Origin of the sequence: Streptomyces erythrochromogenes, from assembly GCF_040684695.1 — a bacterium.
Classification (GTDB): Bacteria; Actinomycetota; Actinomycetes; order Streptomycetales; family Streptomycetaceae; genus Streptomyces; species Streptomyces erythrochromogenes_C.
Window position 1 is genome coordinate 47198 of record NZ_JBFBGM010000010.1, and the last position, 14313, is coordinate 61510.

Annotated in this window: 14 protein-coding genes; 1 reads left to right on the forward strand and 13 read right to left on the reverse strand. The window is 64.2% G+C overall.

The genetic code is table 11. The features are described 5' to 3' along the window. Window positions 1-331: 331 nt before the first annotated feature. The 11 genes from AB0O53_RS17135 to AB0O53_RS17185 all read right to left on the reverse strand — a co-directional run bounded on the left by AB0O53_RS17135 (window position 332) and on the right by AB0O53_RS17185 (window position 11087). Entirely contained in the window at window positions 332-1567 is a 1236-nt protein-coding gene (locus AB0O53_RS17135; protein WP_365196373.1) for a hypothetical protein, read from the reverse strand. A gap of 4 nt (window positions 1568-1571) precedes the next feature. Beyond that, window positions 1572-3965 carry a phage tail tape measure protein gene (locus AB0O53_RS17140; RefSeq protein WP_365196376.1) on the reverse strand — a complete coding sequence of 798 codons (2394 nt, stop codon included), beginning with the start codon at window positions 3963-3965 and terminating at the stop codon, window positions 1572-1574. 385 nt (window positions 3966-4350) lie between these two features. Next, entirely contained in the window at window positions 4351-4662 is a 312-nt protein-coding gene (locus tag AB0O53_RS17145; RefSeq protein ID WP_365196379.1) for a hypothetical protein, read from the reverse strand. A gap of 56 nt (window positions 4663-4718) precedes the next feature. Beyond that, entirely contained in the window at window positions 4719-5273 is a 555-nt protein-coding gene (locus AB0O53_RS17150) for a phage tail tube protein (protein WP_365196381.1), read from the reverse strand. Window positions 5274-5726: 453 nt separating this feature from the next. After that, window positions 5727-5975 carry a hypothetical protein gene (locus tag AB0O53_RS17155; RefSeq protein WP_365196384.1) on the reverse strand — a complete coding sequence of 83 codons (249 nt, stop codon included), beginning with the start codon at window positions 5973-5975 and terminating at the stop codon, window positions 5727-5729. Then, window positions 5972-6316 carry a hypothetical protein gene (locus AB0O53_RS17160; RefSeq protein ID WP_365196387.1) on the reverse strand — a complete coding sequence of 115 codons (345 nt, stop codon included), beginning with the start codon at window positions 6314-6316 and terminating at the stop codon, window positions 5972-5974. The genes AB0O53_RS17155 and AB0O53_RS17160 overlap by 4 nt, the downstream gene beginning before the upstream one ends. Further along, the gene (locus AB0O53_RS17165; RefSeq protein WP_365196390.1) at window positions 6313-6870 is read right to left on the reverse strand and encodes a hypothetical protein; all 558 of its coding nucleotides are present in this window, start codon (window positions 6868-6870) and stop codon (window positions 6313-6315) included. The genes AB0O53_RS17160 and AB0O53_RS17165 overlap by 4 nt, the downstream gene beginning before the upstream one ends. A gap of 175 nt (window positions 6871-7045) precedes the next feature. Next, window positions 7046-8002: a major capsid protein gene (locus AB0O53_RS17170; protein WP_365196392.1), complete on the reverse strand. Its 957-nt coding sequence runs from the start codon at window positions 8000-8002 to the stop codon at window positions 7046-7048. Window positions 8003-8101: 99 nt separating this feature from the next. After that, window positions 8102-8674, reverse strand: a complete 573-nt coding sequence (locus AB0O53_RS17175; RefSeq protein ID WP_365196395.1) for a hypothetical protein — start codon at window positions 8672-8674, stop codon at window positions 8102-8104. A 14-nt stretch (window positions 8675-8688) separates the two neighbouring features. Further along, window positions 8689-9546, reverse strand: coding sequence for a VG15 protein (locus AB0O53_RS17180; RefSeq protein ID WP_365196398.1), 858 nt, complete (start codon window positions 9544-9546; stop codon window positions 8689-8691). A gap of 122 nt (window positions 9547-9668) precedes the next feature. Continuing rightward, a complete protein-coding gene (locus AB0O53_RS17185) occupies window positions 9669-11087 on the reverse strand; it encodes a phage portal protein (protein WP_365196401.1) in 1419 nt (472 codons plus the stop codon). 362 nt (window positions 11088-11449) lie between these two features. On the opposite strand from AB0O53_RS17185, the gene AB0O53_RS17190 reads away from it, so the two are divergent. After that, window positions 11450-11635, forward strand: a complete 186-nt coding sequence (locus AB0O53_RS17190; RefSeq protein ID WP_365196404.1) for a hypothetical protein — start codon at window positions 11450-11452, stop codon at window positions 11633-11635. A gap of 40 nt (window positions 11636-11675) precedes the next feature. Here the strand turns inward: AB0O53_RS17190 and AB0O53_RS17195 are convergent, their stop codons facing one another. Next, window positions 11676-13376, reverse strand: coding sequence for a terminase large subunit (locus tag AB0O53_RS17195; RefSeq protein ID WP_365196407.1), 1701 nt, complete (start codon window positions 13374-13376; stop codon window positions 11676-11678). Further along, complete coding sequence (locus AB0O53_RS17200; RefSeq protein WP_365196410.1) at window positions 13354-13869, reverse strand: P27 family phage terminase small subunit; 516 nt, start codon at window positions 13867-13869, stop codon at window positions 13354-13356. The genes AB0O53_RS17195 and AB0O53_RS17200 overlap by 23 nt, the downstream gene beginning before the upstream one ends. Between the last annotated feature and the right edge of the window lie 444 nt (window positions 13870-14313).

Here is a 14313-nt window from a genome sequence, read left to right on the forward strand (position 1 = left end):
CCGCGGAACTGCGGGATCGGGTGGGGCCCAATTCCCCAGTCATGCACGACGCTCTGTCCCGGCCTCGCGATATCCCCTGTGGCCCGAGGGGCCCAAGGGCCGTAGAGGGCCGGAGCGGTCTTCCCGCCCGTCCCCGAGACCCGAAGGTCAAGCTGTGCCGCGGAGCTGCCGGAAAACGCGCGCATCGCGTCGGGCAGGTCGGTGGCGTACGCCCGGTCTAGAGACCAGCTCTGCACCTGAGCCCCGAGGACCCGCCCTGCGAGCCGGGAGGTGTGCGAGGCGTACCGCTCTCCGCGTGTGAGCCACTGTGCGGCCCCGGGCATAAGCAACTTCATTCGGTCACCTCCACCAGTTCTAGGGACACATCCCGCTCGCGGACCCGTCCGGGGGCAGGGGCCACCGAGTAGCCCGTGATGCTGTACGGCCTGGTGCCCTCGCCTGGTGGGATTTCAGGTGCACTCGTGATCTCCAGCGAGGCAGCACCGATCGCCGTAGCGGTCGCTACCGCCCCCACTTCCACGCGAGGCCAGACGTAGGCGGCCCCCTCGGGAGCGCGACCAATCAGGGTGTCGCGGGACTGAGACACGGTCTCGCCCTCGCTGTCCGTCCACACCAGGACCGGAGTCACAGCACCAGGAACCGCGTGCGTCAGAGAAACGATCTCTCCGGGGGTCACCCCGTAGGTTTTGGCCCCGCCGAAGTTCAACGCGGAGCCGGCCACACCCGTACTCGTGAGCATGGCCTTACCGCCACTCACCGAGAGCGTGACCCCGGTTCCCGCGGTGTACGCGGAAACGGCCGCGGTGCCCCCTTGCACAGCAGCGTTGAACGCTTGCCGGGTGCTGGTGCGGCTGGTGCTGTCCTCGGGCCGTGCCTGTCGAAGGTAGGCGCCGGACATTGGCAGGTTGGCAAAGAGCTTGCCGAACCACATCACAGGCACGATGTGTGAAATTCCCTGTGGGACCGTGAAAATGAAAGGCCGGTCAATGTTGGCGGGGCCCGCCCCGAACGATCCGACCGAACCCGCCTGCTTCGCCGATGTGTAGGTGTAGATTCGAATATCGTTGAGAGCACCCACCATCCCCGGCACCCACCATGCGACCCGCATTCCCGGAGTAACCGGGTACGCGGATCCATCGGGGCGCCGAAAGATGATGCGGCGATTGCCGCTAGTTGCTTGCAACGAGACCCGCATGACGTCGTAATCGACCGGTGCCGGATCAAGAATCATCGTCGCGTCGGCTACCCACTCGCTGTAGTCCGCAAGGGAAATCCTTCCCGCACCGAGCGAGGAGGAAAGCCAATTCTCCGAACCGGGGTCAATCACGTGAATAGGCCCCGGACCGTCCACCCGTCGCGCCAAACGGTCAAGGTGGTACGCGTCCTCCGCCTGCATGGACTCCCAGGAGAGGGACAGCCGGCGGGGTGCTGCGGGGGGTGCCCAGGTAGTCACGCCACCGCCAAGCGAGCGGAATTCCTGCACGCCGAGATCCGGCGAGCGGTCGAACTCCGCGGCCCCGTCGGCGATTTCGCGCATGGCACCAGCGCGCCCGATCCACAGATTCAAGGTTTCACCTCCTTGCTAGCTGACGTTGCCCTGATGCCACCGCGCGGGCTATCTCCTGCTCGCCGACCCTGAGAACGATCTCTCGCCCCTGGTCGGCCTCCAGGGCCCGCAGCACTGCCGCAAGGGCCCGATCCTTCGCACTGGATTCGCGAGCGAGGCGGACCGGGCCGGCTGCCCGCACCGAGCCGATGTCCGGCACCGTCACCATGGACCTGATCCGTGCATCGAGTGCCGGTTGTTCGTCGTCGATTCCCTCTACGACACCGCCCGGAATCCAACGTCCGATCTCGTCCCGCATCAGCCGCGAGGGCGAGTGGATTCCGAGCGCGTCGGCAATGGGCCCGGGAATTGCTGACTTCGCCCAGCCAACAAGCGTGTCCCGCAACCAGCCTCCGAGGGATTTCACACCCTCCCAGAGGCCAAATACCAGATCCCGCCCCTTGTTGTAGAGCAGGCGTCCAAAATCCCCCAGAGAATCCCGGATCCGGCCCGGCAGGCCACGCATCCAATCTGTGAACTCGCCGACTTTTCCAATGGAGTTGCGGGCGAACTCGCCCACCCATCGGGCTCCGTTGACAAAGGCAGTTCCGAGGGATCCTATCCACCCGATGATGTTGCCGAGCCAGCCAATCGCAGTTCCTACGGCTGAGAACAGCAGCGAGAACACGGGACCCGCGAGCCGGATCACGACCGGTATTACCGCGCCGAGAACGTTCGCGGCCAGACGTGCCAGCCACTCAATCAGGGTCACGACAACCGAGATAACCGGCTGCGCTTTCTCCACCAGCTGACGGAGCTTTTCACCGATCATCTGAACGGCGGGATTCACCCGCGTCGTAATGAACTGCGCGAGAGCCGCCAGGATGGGCGTCACGTTCTCGTAAATCGCTGTGTAGATCCGCATTACCGCGGGCAGCACGGTTTCCGTGAAAATCAACGCAATGCGCGTCAGAACAGGAGCGAGCGCGCTATAGAGAGTCGAATAGAACGACATGAACGCCGGAACGAGTTGTCCGGAGACAACCGACCAGACCCCTTGCAGGGCGGGCAGGACATTCGTTCGGAATTGCTGGCCGAGCGCGGAAAGACTCGGTGAAAGATCGTCTCGTACCGTGGCGCCGAGTCCGAGCAAGGTTTGCCCGAACGAAACTACGGCCGCCCCTCCGGAGCCAGAAGAGAAAGACGACAGGAACCCGCCTACAAAATCCTTTGCGGTGCCCAGTGCCGGCGCGAGCACGTTTTTTGCCGTGGATGCCAGCGAGATCATCGGCGGCAAGACCTGATTACCGATGAAGTTGGAAATTGCTACTTGCGCGGTCCGCTTGAACTGCTCCAGCCGGGCTGACGCATTGTTGTGCAGCGCGTCACCCATACGGTTTGCCGCACCCGCGGTATCCCCCAGAGCCTTTACGGCCGTGCTGGGGTCCATTGCAAAAAGCGCGCGTCCGAGGTCTTCGGCTTTAGTACCGAAGAGCCCGACCGCCACCGCGTTCTGCTCGGCAGGATCCTTAATGGCCTTGATGCCATCGAGAACCTGCTGTAGGCCCTGCTTCGCACCTGCCCCACCACCCGCAATCTTGCGGGTCATTTCCTGCGCGTTCAGGCCAATAGCCTGGTACGCGTCGGCACTCGACTTACTGCCATCCGTGGCCCGGATCTGAAATTCCTTCAGGGCATCGGCCATGGTGTCCGTGTCGCGAGCACCTGCCTGCATACCCTGGGACATCAGCCCCATGGCCTCCTCGGCGGACAAACCGAGGTCGCGGAACTTGGTCGAATACTCGTTGAACGTATCCGCCATATCGTCGGCCCTCGGACCCATCCGCTGCATTCCAGCGGTGAGGATGTCGAGAGCAACCGTACCGTCCTTGGCCAGACCATTTTTTAGGATCTGACCGACTGCGTTACTGGTCTGGCCTAGGTCAAGCTCGAACGTATCGGAGAGGTTTTTGACCTTCCCCGTTATGGATTCGATCTGCGCGTTGGTCGCATCCGGCGGAAGGATGCCGGAACGCATAACCCCCGCAATTGCGTCCGCGGCATCCTGGACGCTCTCACCGACTCCGTGCGCATAGAGCTGCCCGGCTACCTCGCCGTAACGTTTTGCTTCGGCTGGGGTAGTTCCGAGCTGCGCCTGAATTTTTCCGTCAATGCGGGTCTGATCCAGGGCGTCCGTGAATCCCTTGGCGAGGACGGCCGCAGCGGCAATGCCGACAGCAGCCAACCCACCTTTAAGGATTCCGCCCATCTTGCCGGTGAATCCCTGGCCGGCTGCCTGTCCGGCATTCTGTCCCACAGCGTCCGCGGGCCCCGTGACCTGGCGGTCAAGCTCAGCGGCAAAGCCCTGAACCTCGGGAACTACAGACACATAGCCCATGCCAACTTCTACGGCAGCCATTACGCCTCACCCCCGGAGGGCTGTAGGCGTGCAAGAACCGCGGCGACTTCCTGCGGGTTCCGGCGGGTTCCTCCGATCCGTTCGGGTCTGTGCCCAGGACGGGGAATCGGTGTCGGGCGCCTAGTCGGTGTTTTCGCCCCCGTATTTCCGCGCTGCCAATTTGCCTCGGCGAGGCGGTCGTGAAGTGCCGCGAGCAGGTGTGTTTCCAGCGACCAGCCCGCATCCTCACCGGCCATCGAGCGGGCAAGGGCGGAATCCGCGGGCAGGTAGGCAACCAGGACCCGCAGGCGGCGCCACGTGAGATCGGAACCGGGGCGGTAAAGGTCCCGGATATCGGTGCCGTAGTAGCGTTGGAGATCGCTTTCTATGGCCTCCCCGTGCTCACTCAGGAGTCGGCAGAGGCCGAATGTTCCCCCAGCGGAGCGCCCTCGTGTGCCTGCCACTGGCGGAACAGCTCACCGAGAGCGGCGATCGGTGCGGGCTCTTCGTTGAAGCGTGCCCACTGAGAATTGAGACCGGCCTTCAGCAGGGTCTCGATATCCGCCGCGGAAGGACTGGAAAGGTTGACCTTGGACAGGATCGCCTTATCCAGCTCGCCCGCAGCCGGCATACTGTATTCGTGGTCGGCAAGAGTAAATCGGAAAGGCTCCCGCTTGGCCTCGCGCACCCAAACATCAAGATTAAAAGTCGTGCTCATGGAACTATCCCCCGTGGAACTGTGCTGTGCCGTGCCGTGCTGGTGGAACGTTTCTGCTAGGCGGCCCAAGCAGGATCATTGCTGTACTTGATCGCAACGGTTCCGTCCGCACCTGGATAGGCGGTCACGGTCAGCTCGTAGGCAATGGCCTCATCGCCCTTGTACGTGATATCGCCGGTCTCGGTGACCTCGCCGTCCGGAACGACAATTCTGATCAGGGAATCGCCGTCCACGACATCGAAGCCAAATACACGCCGGTCCGGTCCCGGAGCCTTGATATTCAGAACGGACTTGCCGGAAGCAGACGTGACCTTGGAGCCCTTGTGGTACAGCTCAAGAACGGACTTGCTGGTCTCGATCGCAGTAAAGGAGAACGTGACCTCGCTGGACGAAATCACCTTCCGGACGGTCTGCCCGCCCTGCCAACCCTTGATCTCGTTCGTATCCGTCGAGTTGGATTCGGTAATGCCGTCGTCGGAAATCCAGCCGATATCCTTGACGGCAGCCGGCCAAGCGGTCGTGGCATCGGTCGGTAGACCTGTGGTCTTGTAGGGGCCGACATACGCGGCTCCGGTAATTGCGACTCGGACCGCATTAGCGGAAAGAGGCATGGGTATCCCCCTGTAAGTAATTGAGTGGGTTTTACGCAGCAGGCTCGGGGGTGTCGAGCACCCGCCCGCGCATGTGGATTTCCACGGCGAATGCGAACCGTGCCGCGCTGCTCTTTTCATCGGGCAGCCACATCGGGCCCCCGACTTCCTGCACTCGGTAAACCGTGACCCCGCCGCGGACACCCGGCATGGCGCCGACCAGCCCGCGGGAGAGCGCGGCAAGGTCTGACGCGCTGGACTCACTCTCGGCCCAGCAGTGAATATCCAGCCGTGGGCGGTCCGACACGGGGGTTTGCTGCGTGCCCCCGACGCGCTGCACCCGGACGAATTCACGGGGCCGCGGGGACGGAACTCGGGAGACGACCGGGACGGCCCTCCCGTGCATTTTGAGGGCTCCGCGGAGATAGGCGGTCACTACGGCCACAGCGTCCGGCATGACGACTACGGGGCGGTTCACTTGGCACTGTCCAGCCCGCGAAGCAGCTTTGCGCGCGTCCCCTCGGCGTCGCGGTGCTTGGCGTAGTTGCCGATCACAGCGGCTCGCCACCGAGCCCCGGTCATGCCCGAGTCAGTGCGGAAGTCGTCGCCCTCGCCGGCTGCCGCTTCCGCGATACGTTCGGCATGTGCGACCACGGCAGCTCGCGCCTGGTCGGACTTCATCAGTGCGGCAATGGCCGCTCGGTTCGGCCGGAAGCGCGTCATCCGACCACCTCCTTTAGCCTCGCCTCGATGTGGTGCAGTCGCCCCCCGACGACCCACCGCGCAACGTCCCCGTCGGTCTCCAGCAGCCGGCCCACGGCAACCACCCGATCCCCGGGGGTCAGGTCGATATCGACCCCTCGGCGCGTGGTCAGCCGTAGGCCCGTGGTCACCGCAGGGCGGTCCCCACCGTCCTCGGTGGACGTGTCGGGCTGGACGGACACCCTGCGGACGGTCGTCCTGGTGGCGCTCGACCAGTCGCGTTCCGACGTGGCGTTGCCATACCGGTCGGTGACGTGCGGGGCTCGGAGGATCACGACCGTCTGTGTGTAGTGGAGCGTCACCAGTGCCGCCCCTTCCCGAGCTGCACCACGGCAGCCCGAGGGCGATACCGGGCGAGCTGGTCCCGCTCGATGGGGGCGAGGCTCGCGCCGATCGTCTCGGCCGCGTAGGTCACGCTCACGCTGCCGACGCTCTCTTGCCGCAAGTCGCTCGGGTTGGTTAGCACCCGGCTGGCGAGCGTGAGCACGATGGCCCGTACGTCCGCCGGGACGGTCACGTATCCGTGGGAGTACGTGACCACCACGGAGCCGAACCGCCCGGCGAGCCACAGTTCATCGCGCCACACCCGGAACTCATCCGGACGCAGCACGCGCCCCCCGGCGCGAACCAACTCGACCGCCACGACCGGCCGTTGGGGCAGGGTGACCACCTGGTCCTGCGGGGCGAGAGCAACCGTCGTCGTCCCCCGGGTGAACCGCTGCCGCGCCTCGGCGCGAACGATCGCGGACGCGGTGTCGAGCAGCAGGGCGGCCCCCTCGGGCAGCTCGGCCGGTTCCCGCTGCATCCACGCCGCAAGTTCGTTCACGGTGGCCAGTGCGGGAAGTACCACGGGCACCCCTATTCAATTTCCTGAGTGCCGCACTCCAGACAGCGCCGCACGGTCCGTGGGGCCCCGGAGGAATCGAGAACCGGGAAGGACTCGACCCGTTCCGGGGCACCGCAGGAATCCGTGTGCGGAATCCGGGGCGTGGACACTGCGCGCTTACGCGGCGGCATGCTAACCCCCTGGATTACTTGGCGAGGACGCCGTTAAGGCGAGCAGCACCACGGCCACCGAACACAGCAAGACCGGTGTAGAACTCAATCCGCGTGCGGTAACTCGGCTTGGACTCCAGCTCGCCGAGGTCCGTCACCTGAATTCCGCCGTTCGTGAGACCGGTCACCGCGCGGTCGTCCTCGGCCTGGCCGAACCGCACCGCGTAAACGGACGACGCGTCGGTTGCGGTGCCCTGAGTCTCTGTCTGCGGGAGAATGTCAGCGCCCGCGGCAGTCTGACCCGGGTCGAGCAGTGGAATGCCGTTGTAGGTGGGAATCCACTTGCCCGTAAGCGATTCGTTGACCATTTCATAACCGCCGAGCCGGCGGGCAGCGCTCTTGATCTTGCTGATTACCTTGCGGTTGGCGTAGATCGCACCGTTCGCGCTGGTCAGACCCGGCACAGTGGCCACCAGCTCATCGAGTCGGTCGAAGAACGCGTGACTGTCGTTCGCGGAATCACCCACGATCGGAGCACCATTCGTGCCCGCCGAAATCACCTGACCACCGGTGAGACGCTTACGCAGACCGTCAAAGCCCTTGGGCTCGGTCGCAACGTCACCGTTGAAAAAGGAATCCTGGAACTTGTAGGCAGCAGCCTTGATCTTCATGCGGGTCTGAATCGCACGCTGATCATTGAGATTGCCCCGGGTGCGGACGATGAACTTGTCAACGTCGGCGTCGCCACCGAGGATGACCAGGCTTTCCGACTTCTGGTTCACGGTGCCGGTGCTCTCGGCGTACGACTCGTTTACCGCTCGGAACTGCACGCCGGGCAGAGTCGCTTCCTCGTTGTAAGCGTAGGAATTGCCCTCGATGGTGAGCAGCGGCAGCCGGTCAAGGATGCTGGATTCCTGTACGAAAGTCTCAATCACGCCCCGCTGAAGATCGGTCGTGCTGAGCTTGGCAGCCTCGGGAAGAGTAAGTGCCATTTGCTTATTTCCCCCTGATTTTGGGCATGAAAAAAGGGGAGGCACCAATTAGGTGCGTCCCCTGGAATGGGTGGCAGGATCGTTCCTGCGGTGGTGCGGTTAAGCGGTGTACGCGCGCCGCAGACGGTCAAGCGGGGTCGCCGGCTCGGGCTCCGCGGTCTCTCGCTGACCGGCGCCCACGTCGCCCCACATCGGGGCGGGGCCATTCTGGTCGGCGACCGCAAGATAGGGCTTGTCCTTGACGAGCTGGTCCACGGCAGCAGCCACCGCGGCAGCGTCGATATCGCCCCCGGAGCCGGCAAGCGAGGCCACGTCCAGCAGCGCAAGAGCGTCCGCAGGATCACGCAGCTTGCCCGCAGCAGCCGCGCGCAGCTCGGCGCGAACGAGTGCTTCCGTGAACTCGGCCCGCACCTCGGCGCGCAGTGCGTCAAGGTCGGTGCCCCGGGTTGCCGCATTCGACCGGCGGAGCCGTGCCGCTTCCTGCTCTGCCTCGCTCGCGCGCTTCTCGGCAGCCGCTCGGGCAGTCTCGGCGGTCTTCACCGCGTCGGCCTGGTCGCCCTCGGCGCCCTTGCCCGCCTCGCGCTGCCGTTCACTGCCGGTAGCCGTACCGGGCGCCCCCTCGGGCTTGACCTCGGGATCGTTGTCCGGGGTGTTCTGCGGGTCATCTGCCATCGGTAATCCCCCTGTTAAACGATGTAGCCATGTTTCTTGAGCATCGCTATTTGGTGCTCGCGGTTGTCTCCAGCGAGCCGGAAAATCGTCTCGGGCATCAAGCGGGCTTCCTTCGCCCGCTCGTATCGCTGTCCGGGCCTCTTTTCAAACCCGGCATTGAGTACCTGACCGCCAAGCCCGCGTTTCGTGGTGCCCTCGGTAGTAACAGCCATCGGGCCCCGCCCCGTGGTAGCCGTGGCGATTCCCCGGCGAGAGTTGATGATCTGCCCTAGATCAGCGCCGGATTCAAGGGCCTTGACCCCTGCCGCGCCGAGCCTCCTGTGTTGCTCCTCGGGGCTCATCTCGCGGAAAAGGTCCTCGGGCGATTTGCTCGCCTTCCACTCGGCATCGGTCATCGGCTCCATGCCGCAGTCACAGCGGGGGTGCCTCTTGAAGCCCGTAGAGTAGGAATACTGACGACCGGCCAGGATGATGCACCGTGCACACGCAGGCAGCCGCACCACTCGTACGTACGAAATGCAGCGCGGGTGTGCTGCCATGCCGATGGAAGTAGCAGCACGGGACGCATCGACTATCTGCGTGCTCGCCATCATGGCCATTTGGGTAAGCCCCCGGGCTGCCGCAAGTTCGGCGCTCTCGCCGGCTACCAGTGCCCGAGCCGTTGTGATGGCGGGCAGTTGCAGCAGAGTGGCGAGGGGCCGACCGTCCGCAGCGATACCGACCAGGGCCGCGGGGTCGAGCAGCCCGAGAGGGGCCGCAGCGGCACCCTGTAGGGCCATGGCGGCCCCGACGAAAGCCTGAGCCCCTTGCACGACCGACAGCTGACCAGCGGTCACCGCGGCGAGGATCGCCCGCCCTGTCTCACCCTGCATCGCGGAGAGAATCCGGTCTGCGGGAACATCCCGCCAAAGACCCTGTATCGCCTCCAGAACGCCCCGGGACACTGTCTGCACTTCGGTGTACCGATCCGCTGCCAACTCGCTTGCAGCGGGCATCAGGCAGCCTCGGGCAGCTCGTCCGCAGGATCCTCGGCCACGTCAGGCTTAGGGCCGAATAGGGCAGCCACATTGCCCCCGAGAATCGCCCCCGCAGCATCCGTGCGCATCTGCTTCCATCGCTCGATTTCGTCCGGGGTCACTCCGGGGATCCGCTCCCAAAGGGCTTCATCGGGAACGTTGATCGCCTTTAGTTTCGTGAGCGCGTCAGCGTACTGCGCGTCACTCCGGAACTGCGGGTCACGCCAAACGACTTCACCGAGCCGCAGCGATTCGGCGCGTGCCGGCTCACCCGCTGCAAGCGCTTCAATCCGCATGATCTCGCGGAGCGCTGCCCCCGTGTACCGGTGACGCTCCCGCACCTTGGCGACTAGTCCGGCTTCATCGGCATCGAGCGTATCGGCTGCGATATTGGCCAACCGCCCCACCAGATAGCGACTCGGGGTTCGGGTCTGCGCGGCGATGTGCTCGACCAGAGTGCCAATCACGTCCAGGAATCCGCCGAGATTGGCCCCTGTGAATTCAGCGATCTGCGCCCCGGGCTTCTCAAGCCACAGCAGACGGTCCGAGCGGAAACGGCCGATCGGCAAGTCCTCCTCGCCGACGACTTCCCCCGTCTCGGGATCCACGATTTCCCGGACCGGGCGGTCCATCCCGAGCACAGCACGCGCCGGAAGTGCCACCGAATCCGCGGCAGTGAGTACGTGGGACCACAGCGTGTTCACGGCATTCTGTAGCGGGATCACGTTCTTGATCTCGGATACAGGCGAGGACACAAGGCGCGTTCGGTTCGGAATCTCCACCAGCGGCACCACCCCGATAGGGTTCTTAAAGTGCGCGCTTTCAGAGCGCCGCAGACCAGACGAACGCTCTAGCCACTCGCCCCCGTTAACACGCCGTTCCCAGCGATACACCATCTCAGGGAGAAAGAGAGTCGCAAACTCTAGCTCGCCATCACGCCACACCTTGAGACCAGCCGCACGAACCCGCCGACGCCCCGGGACGTATTCAACAATCGCTTGACCCTCGGGTTCAAAGGTGATTTCAGTATTCACCCCGTCTGGCTTCCAGACCAGGGCATAACACCGGGCAGAGACCAGGCTTTCCAGCATGGACAGCCCGATCTCTACATCACATTCGCTGGACTTCCATGCCCGTGCAGCAGCCCTATCAAGCGATCCGTCCTCCAACCGGAAGCCCAGCGGAGACATTCGCTCAACCATGGCCGTGGGGATGGTCGAGCACCAGTTGTCGGAAAACTCGTCAAAAAGCCCGCCTGTCTGCGCGCGGAACTCGGGGCTCGCGAACTTAAGCGGCTGGTCACCATCGAAGTAGCTGCCCCACACCTGGGACCGCACCTTACGAGCTTCAATCTTGCGCCGCAGCCGCTCGGTCATCTCCAGCGGAGTTTCCGCCATCTATCCCCCCATACTGGAAGTTTGGAATATAGGGCGTGAAAGACCCCGTTTCGGTCGGATGATCCATCAGAACCCGTGACACTGCGGGCAGTTGGGCGCTAGCGTTTCCCCTGCGAAGCCGCATATGCGCGCGCCTTCGTCTAATCCCATGGGCTGGCACTGGAAGCAGGAGTATCCGCAGGAGACCAGCCCTCAAGAGGAGAGAGAAAACATGCGCAACGGCCCTTAGTCCCAGGCATTGACAAGTGAGGCGGGCGGCCGATGCCCCCGACTCCGTCAGCCAAGACAGGGACGTGATATATGGCAGAAATTTAACCAATAGGAGAAATACTTTGAGTACTCAGACGCAAAACCCCACCCCAGTGAACAGCAAGGTCCTGGCAATGCTGCTAACTTTGGCCGTAGCTGTCATCGGCGGTCTTTTGACCGGCATCGTGGTATACGCAATGGGGCTAGGATTTGCCGCAGCAGTAAGCGCCACGGGCGGCGGGTTCATCACCCTGCTTCTCGCGGTCGTCGGGCTACAGGCCATGTGGCGAAATATGTAATTTGCGACCCCCGCAGCATCCAGCTACGGGGGACGTAAGCTCACGCACTCGCAGCACGGGCCCGCTTCAGCGGACGCCGGACATACCCGTCCAGCGCCATAACCGCGGCAACGATCCCGTCGATTCGAGCGCTGGACTTTCCACGGTCCGGCTTGACCGGACGCATGTTGTCGTTTCCGTCCCGGTAAACTTCGACCACGCTTGCATGCCAACGGAGGACCGGATTTCCTCCGTGATGAATCCGCCCCTCTCGCAGCAGCCTTTCAAGTTCCTTGCTACCGGGGCTCATTCCTAGATAGGTCTGCGCGACCGGCACCACGTCCACGCCGCGGGTTTTCTGCTCGATACGTTGAACGAGCTGACCGGCAAACATCCGGTCGTAGCTGATTCGCTGAACATCCAGCCGGCGACAGTCTGCGATGATCTGTTTCTCAATGGACCCGTAGTCGATCGCGTCCCCCTCGGTAAGGGTCAGAAACCCATCGGCAGCCCATTGCTTCAATGGCACCTGTAGCTGTTGCTCCAGCTCGTCTATTCGCTCCTCGGGCAACCAAAAGCGCGCGATGAGTTCCAGCTCAACCCCGGGTTTCCGAGATTCCACAGCGAGCACCCATGCCGTCAGGTCGGAAACCGCGGACAGGTCCACCCCGCCCCAAGCCCGCCGATAGCGGAAACGTTTCTCCTCGACTGCACCAGCGTTGGCATCCCACAGCGGAAGCGGCAGCCACCGCGAGGACGAACGCATACGGCGGTTGAGCGACAGCCGGCAGAACGTCGGGAAGTAACTCGGCGTGGATTTAGCCTTATTGGCCTCACGCCGCATGTAGGCGAGTGAAGGGGACGCACCGAGCCCGGGATTTGCCTTACGCCAAGTGGCCTCGGCGTAGGGGTCGTCTCCTTCCTCGGCAGCCCAGATAACCCCGTAGTGCCCGGGGTCGGAAACCACGCTGTCCGCACAACGGCGGGTGTACGTGTGTTTCTCGTCGTAAATCGAACCTTCAATACCCTCGTCGGCAGTCGTAATGAAGATGACCAACGGCTGATCTCGGGCACCTGTACCGGTCTCGATAGCGTCGATAAGGTCACGACGCTTGTGCACGTGGACTTCATCCACAATCGCCCCGCTCACGTTCAGCCCGTGGGCGGTCTCGGCGATTTTGGAGAGGGCCCGGAAAACACCGCCGGTCCTCGGCACGCGGATGAGCCCCCGCAGGACCTCTACGCGGCCCCGTACGGCGCGGGAAGTGAGCGCCATGCGCTTAGCGTCATCGAAAACGCGTTCCGCCTGCGGCAGTGAGCCGGCAGCCGCGTAAACCTCCGCGCCTATCTCGCGGTCGGCGAGCAGCAGCACCAGCCCGATACCGCTGCTAAGCGTGCTCTTGCCGTTCTTGCGGGGTACCTCGATCCACGCCGAGCGGATAACCCGCACAGCGCGCCCCAACTCGGGGTCGTAGGCGAGCCAACCGAATACGGGGGCGATCACCCAAACGACCTGCCACGGGTCCAGCTTGAGCCGAGTAGAGCCCCATCGGCCCTTTGTGTGCCGGAAGCTCTGTACGGCATCGAGAGCGCGCCGCGCGGAAGCAACGTCGAAGTATGCGCCCGGAGCCTGCGAGGCTTGTGCAGCGACCACCAGGGGCCGCGAGTCGAGCGCTGCGGATATCTCCTCGGGAGTCACCCCGAGTTCTAGCAGCGCGTCATACGGGACCGGCAGCCCGTCAGTCAAAGACTCCGTCATCATCGCCCCCGCTTTCCGGCGGGGTAATCCGCGTGGCTGACGCGGGGCTAAGCCCGAGTTCGCCGACCAGTGACCGGAAGTGCGACCGGTACTGACCAGCAATCGTCACCCACGGGGACTTCACGTTCCCGCGTTCCGTCTCGACCACCAGGCCGCTACGGCTCAACTCCCTTTCGGCCTGCCAGAGTCGGGCGACCGTTACGCAATACTCGATGGCGGTTTCTCGCTGCGGGTCAGTGAGACCAGCGGAGTGCACCAGGGCGGGAATCGTCCTCGCCCACACATCGGCAGCAGCGCGCCGCACGTCCGCGGAACCAGTACCGGGCAGCCGGTCCGACCAGTCAGGCTCGACAGGAGCCATAGGGGCGAACTTCGCGCCCTCAGTATTTCGGTCAGCGCGGAAAGTACCCTCGCGCACCGCCTGAATGTGGGGTTTGGGTTTCTGCCCCGGAACTGCCATGGAATTCACCTCCACCGAAACGGCCCAATGAGCCATGCGAGTTTTTTGCCTCCCTGCCGTGCAATCGCGGGAGGAGCAGGGGTCACCCCCCTGGGGTGGGGTCAGAACGGCGGACGCTCGGTCGCCTCACGGTGCGAACGGCGCTCCGCGGCGAACCCTCCGGGCTGATGCCTCGCCGTCTCCCTGCTGTGGCACGACAGGCACAGCGGGCGCAAACGAGCGGCAACGTCCGGATCGGCAACACCGCGAGCCACCAGGGCCCGGCGCGACTCCGGGAAGTGGTCGGCCACCGTGGCCGGCCTGCCGCACAACAGACACCAGGGATGCCGGTACAGGTACGCACGGCGGATGTACGGCCAACGGGGCCCGTACGCGCTCGTCCCTGGGGTCACCCGCTGCGCAGTCGCTTCCCGCTCGTGGTCGGCACAGCGGCCCCCACGGGGGGTTAGCTCAGGACACCCGGGTACGGAGCACGGGGGG

Excerpts from the sequence above, each read along its gene's own strand:
- AB0O53_RS17140 (WP_365196376.1), bottom strand. The coding sequence starts at position 3,965 with ATGGCTGCCGTAGAAGTTGGCATGGGCTATGTGTCTGTAGTTCCCGAG.
- AB0O53_RS17145 (WP_365196379.1), bottom strand. The coding sequence starts at position 4,662 with ATGAGCACGACTTTTAATCTTGATGTTTGGGTGCGCGAGGCCAAGCGG.
- AB0O53_RS17150 (WP_365196381.1), bottom strand. The coding sequence starts at position 5,273 with ATGCCTCTTTCCGCTAATGCGGTCCGAGTCGCAATTACCGGAGCCGCG.
- AB0O53_RS17155 (WP_365196384.1), bottom strand. The coding sequence starts at position 5,975 with ATGACGCGCTTCCGGCCGAACCGAGCGGCCATTGCCGCACTGATGAAG.
- AB0O53_RS17170 (WP_365196392.1), bottom strand. The coding sequence starts at position 8,002 with ATGGCACTTACTCTTCCCGAGGCTGCCAAGCTCAGCACGACCGATCTT.
- AB0O53_RS17175 (WP_365196395.1), bottom strand. The coding sequence starts at position 8,674 with ATGGCAGATGACCCGCAGAACACCCCGGACAACGATCCCGAGGTCAAG.
- AB0O53_RS17180 (WP_365196398.1), bottom strand. The coding sequence starts at position 9,546 with ATGCAGGGTGAGACAGGGCGGGCGATCCTCGCCGCGGTGACCGCTGGT.
- AB0O53_RS17185 (WP_365196401.1), bottom strand. The coding sequence starts at position 11,087 with ATGGCGGAAACTCCGCTGGAGATGACCGAGCGGCTGCGGCGCAAGATT.
- AB0O53_RS17195 (WP_365196407.1), bottom strand. The coding sequence starts at position 13,376 with ATGATGACGGAGTCTTTGACTGACGGGCTGCCGGTCCCGTATGACGCG.
- AB0O53_RS17200 (WP_365196410.1), bottom strand. The coding sequence starts at position 13,869 with ATGGCTCATTGGGCCGTTTCGGTGGAGGTGAATTCCATGGCAGTTCCG.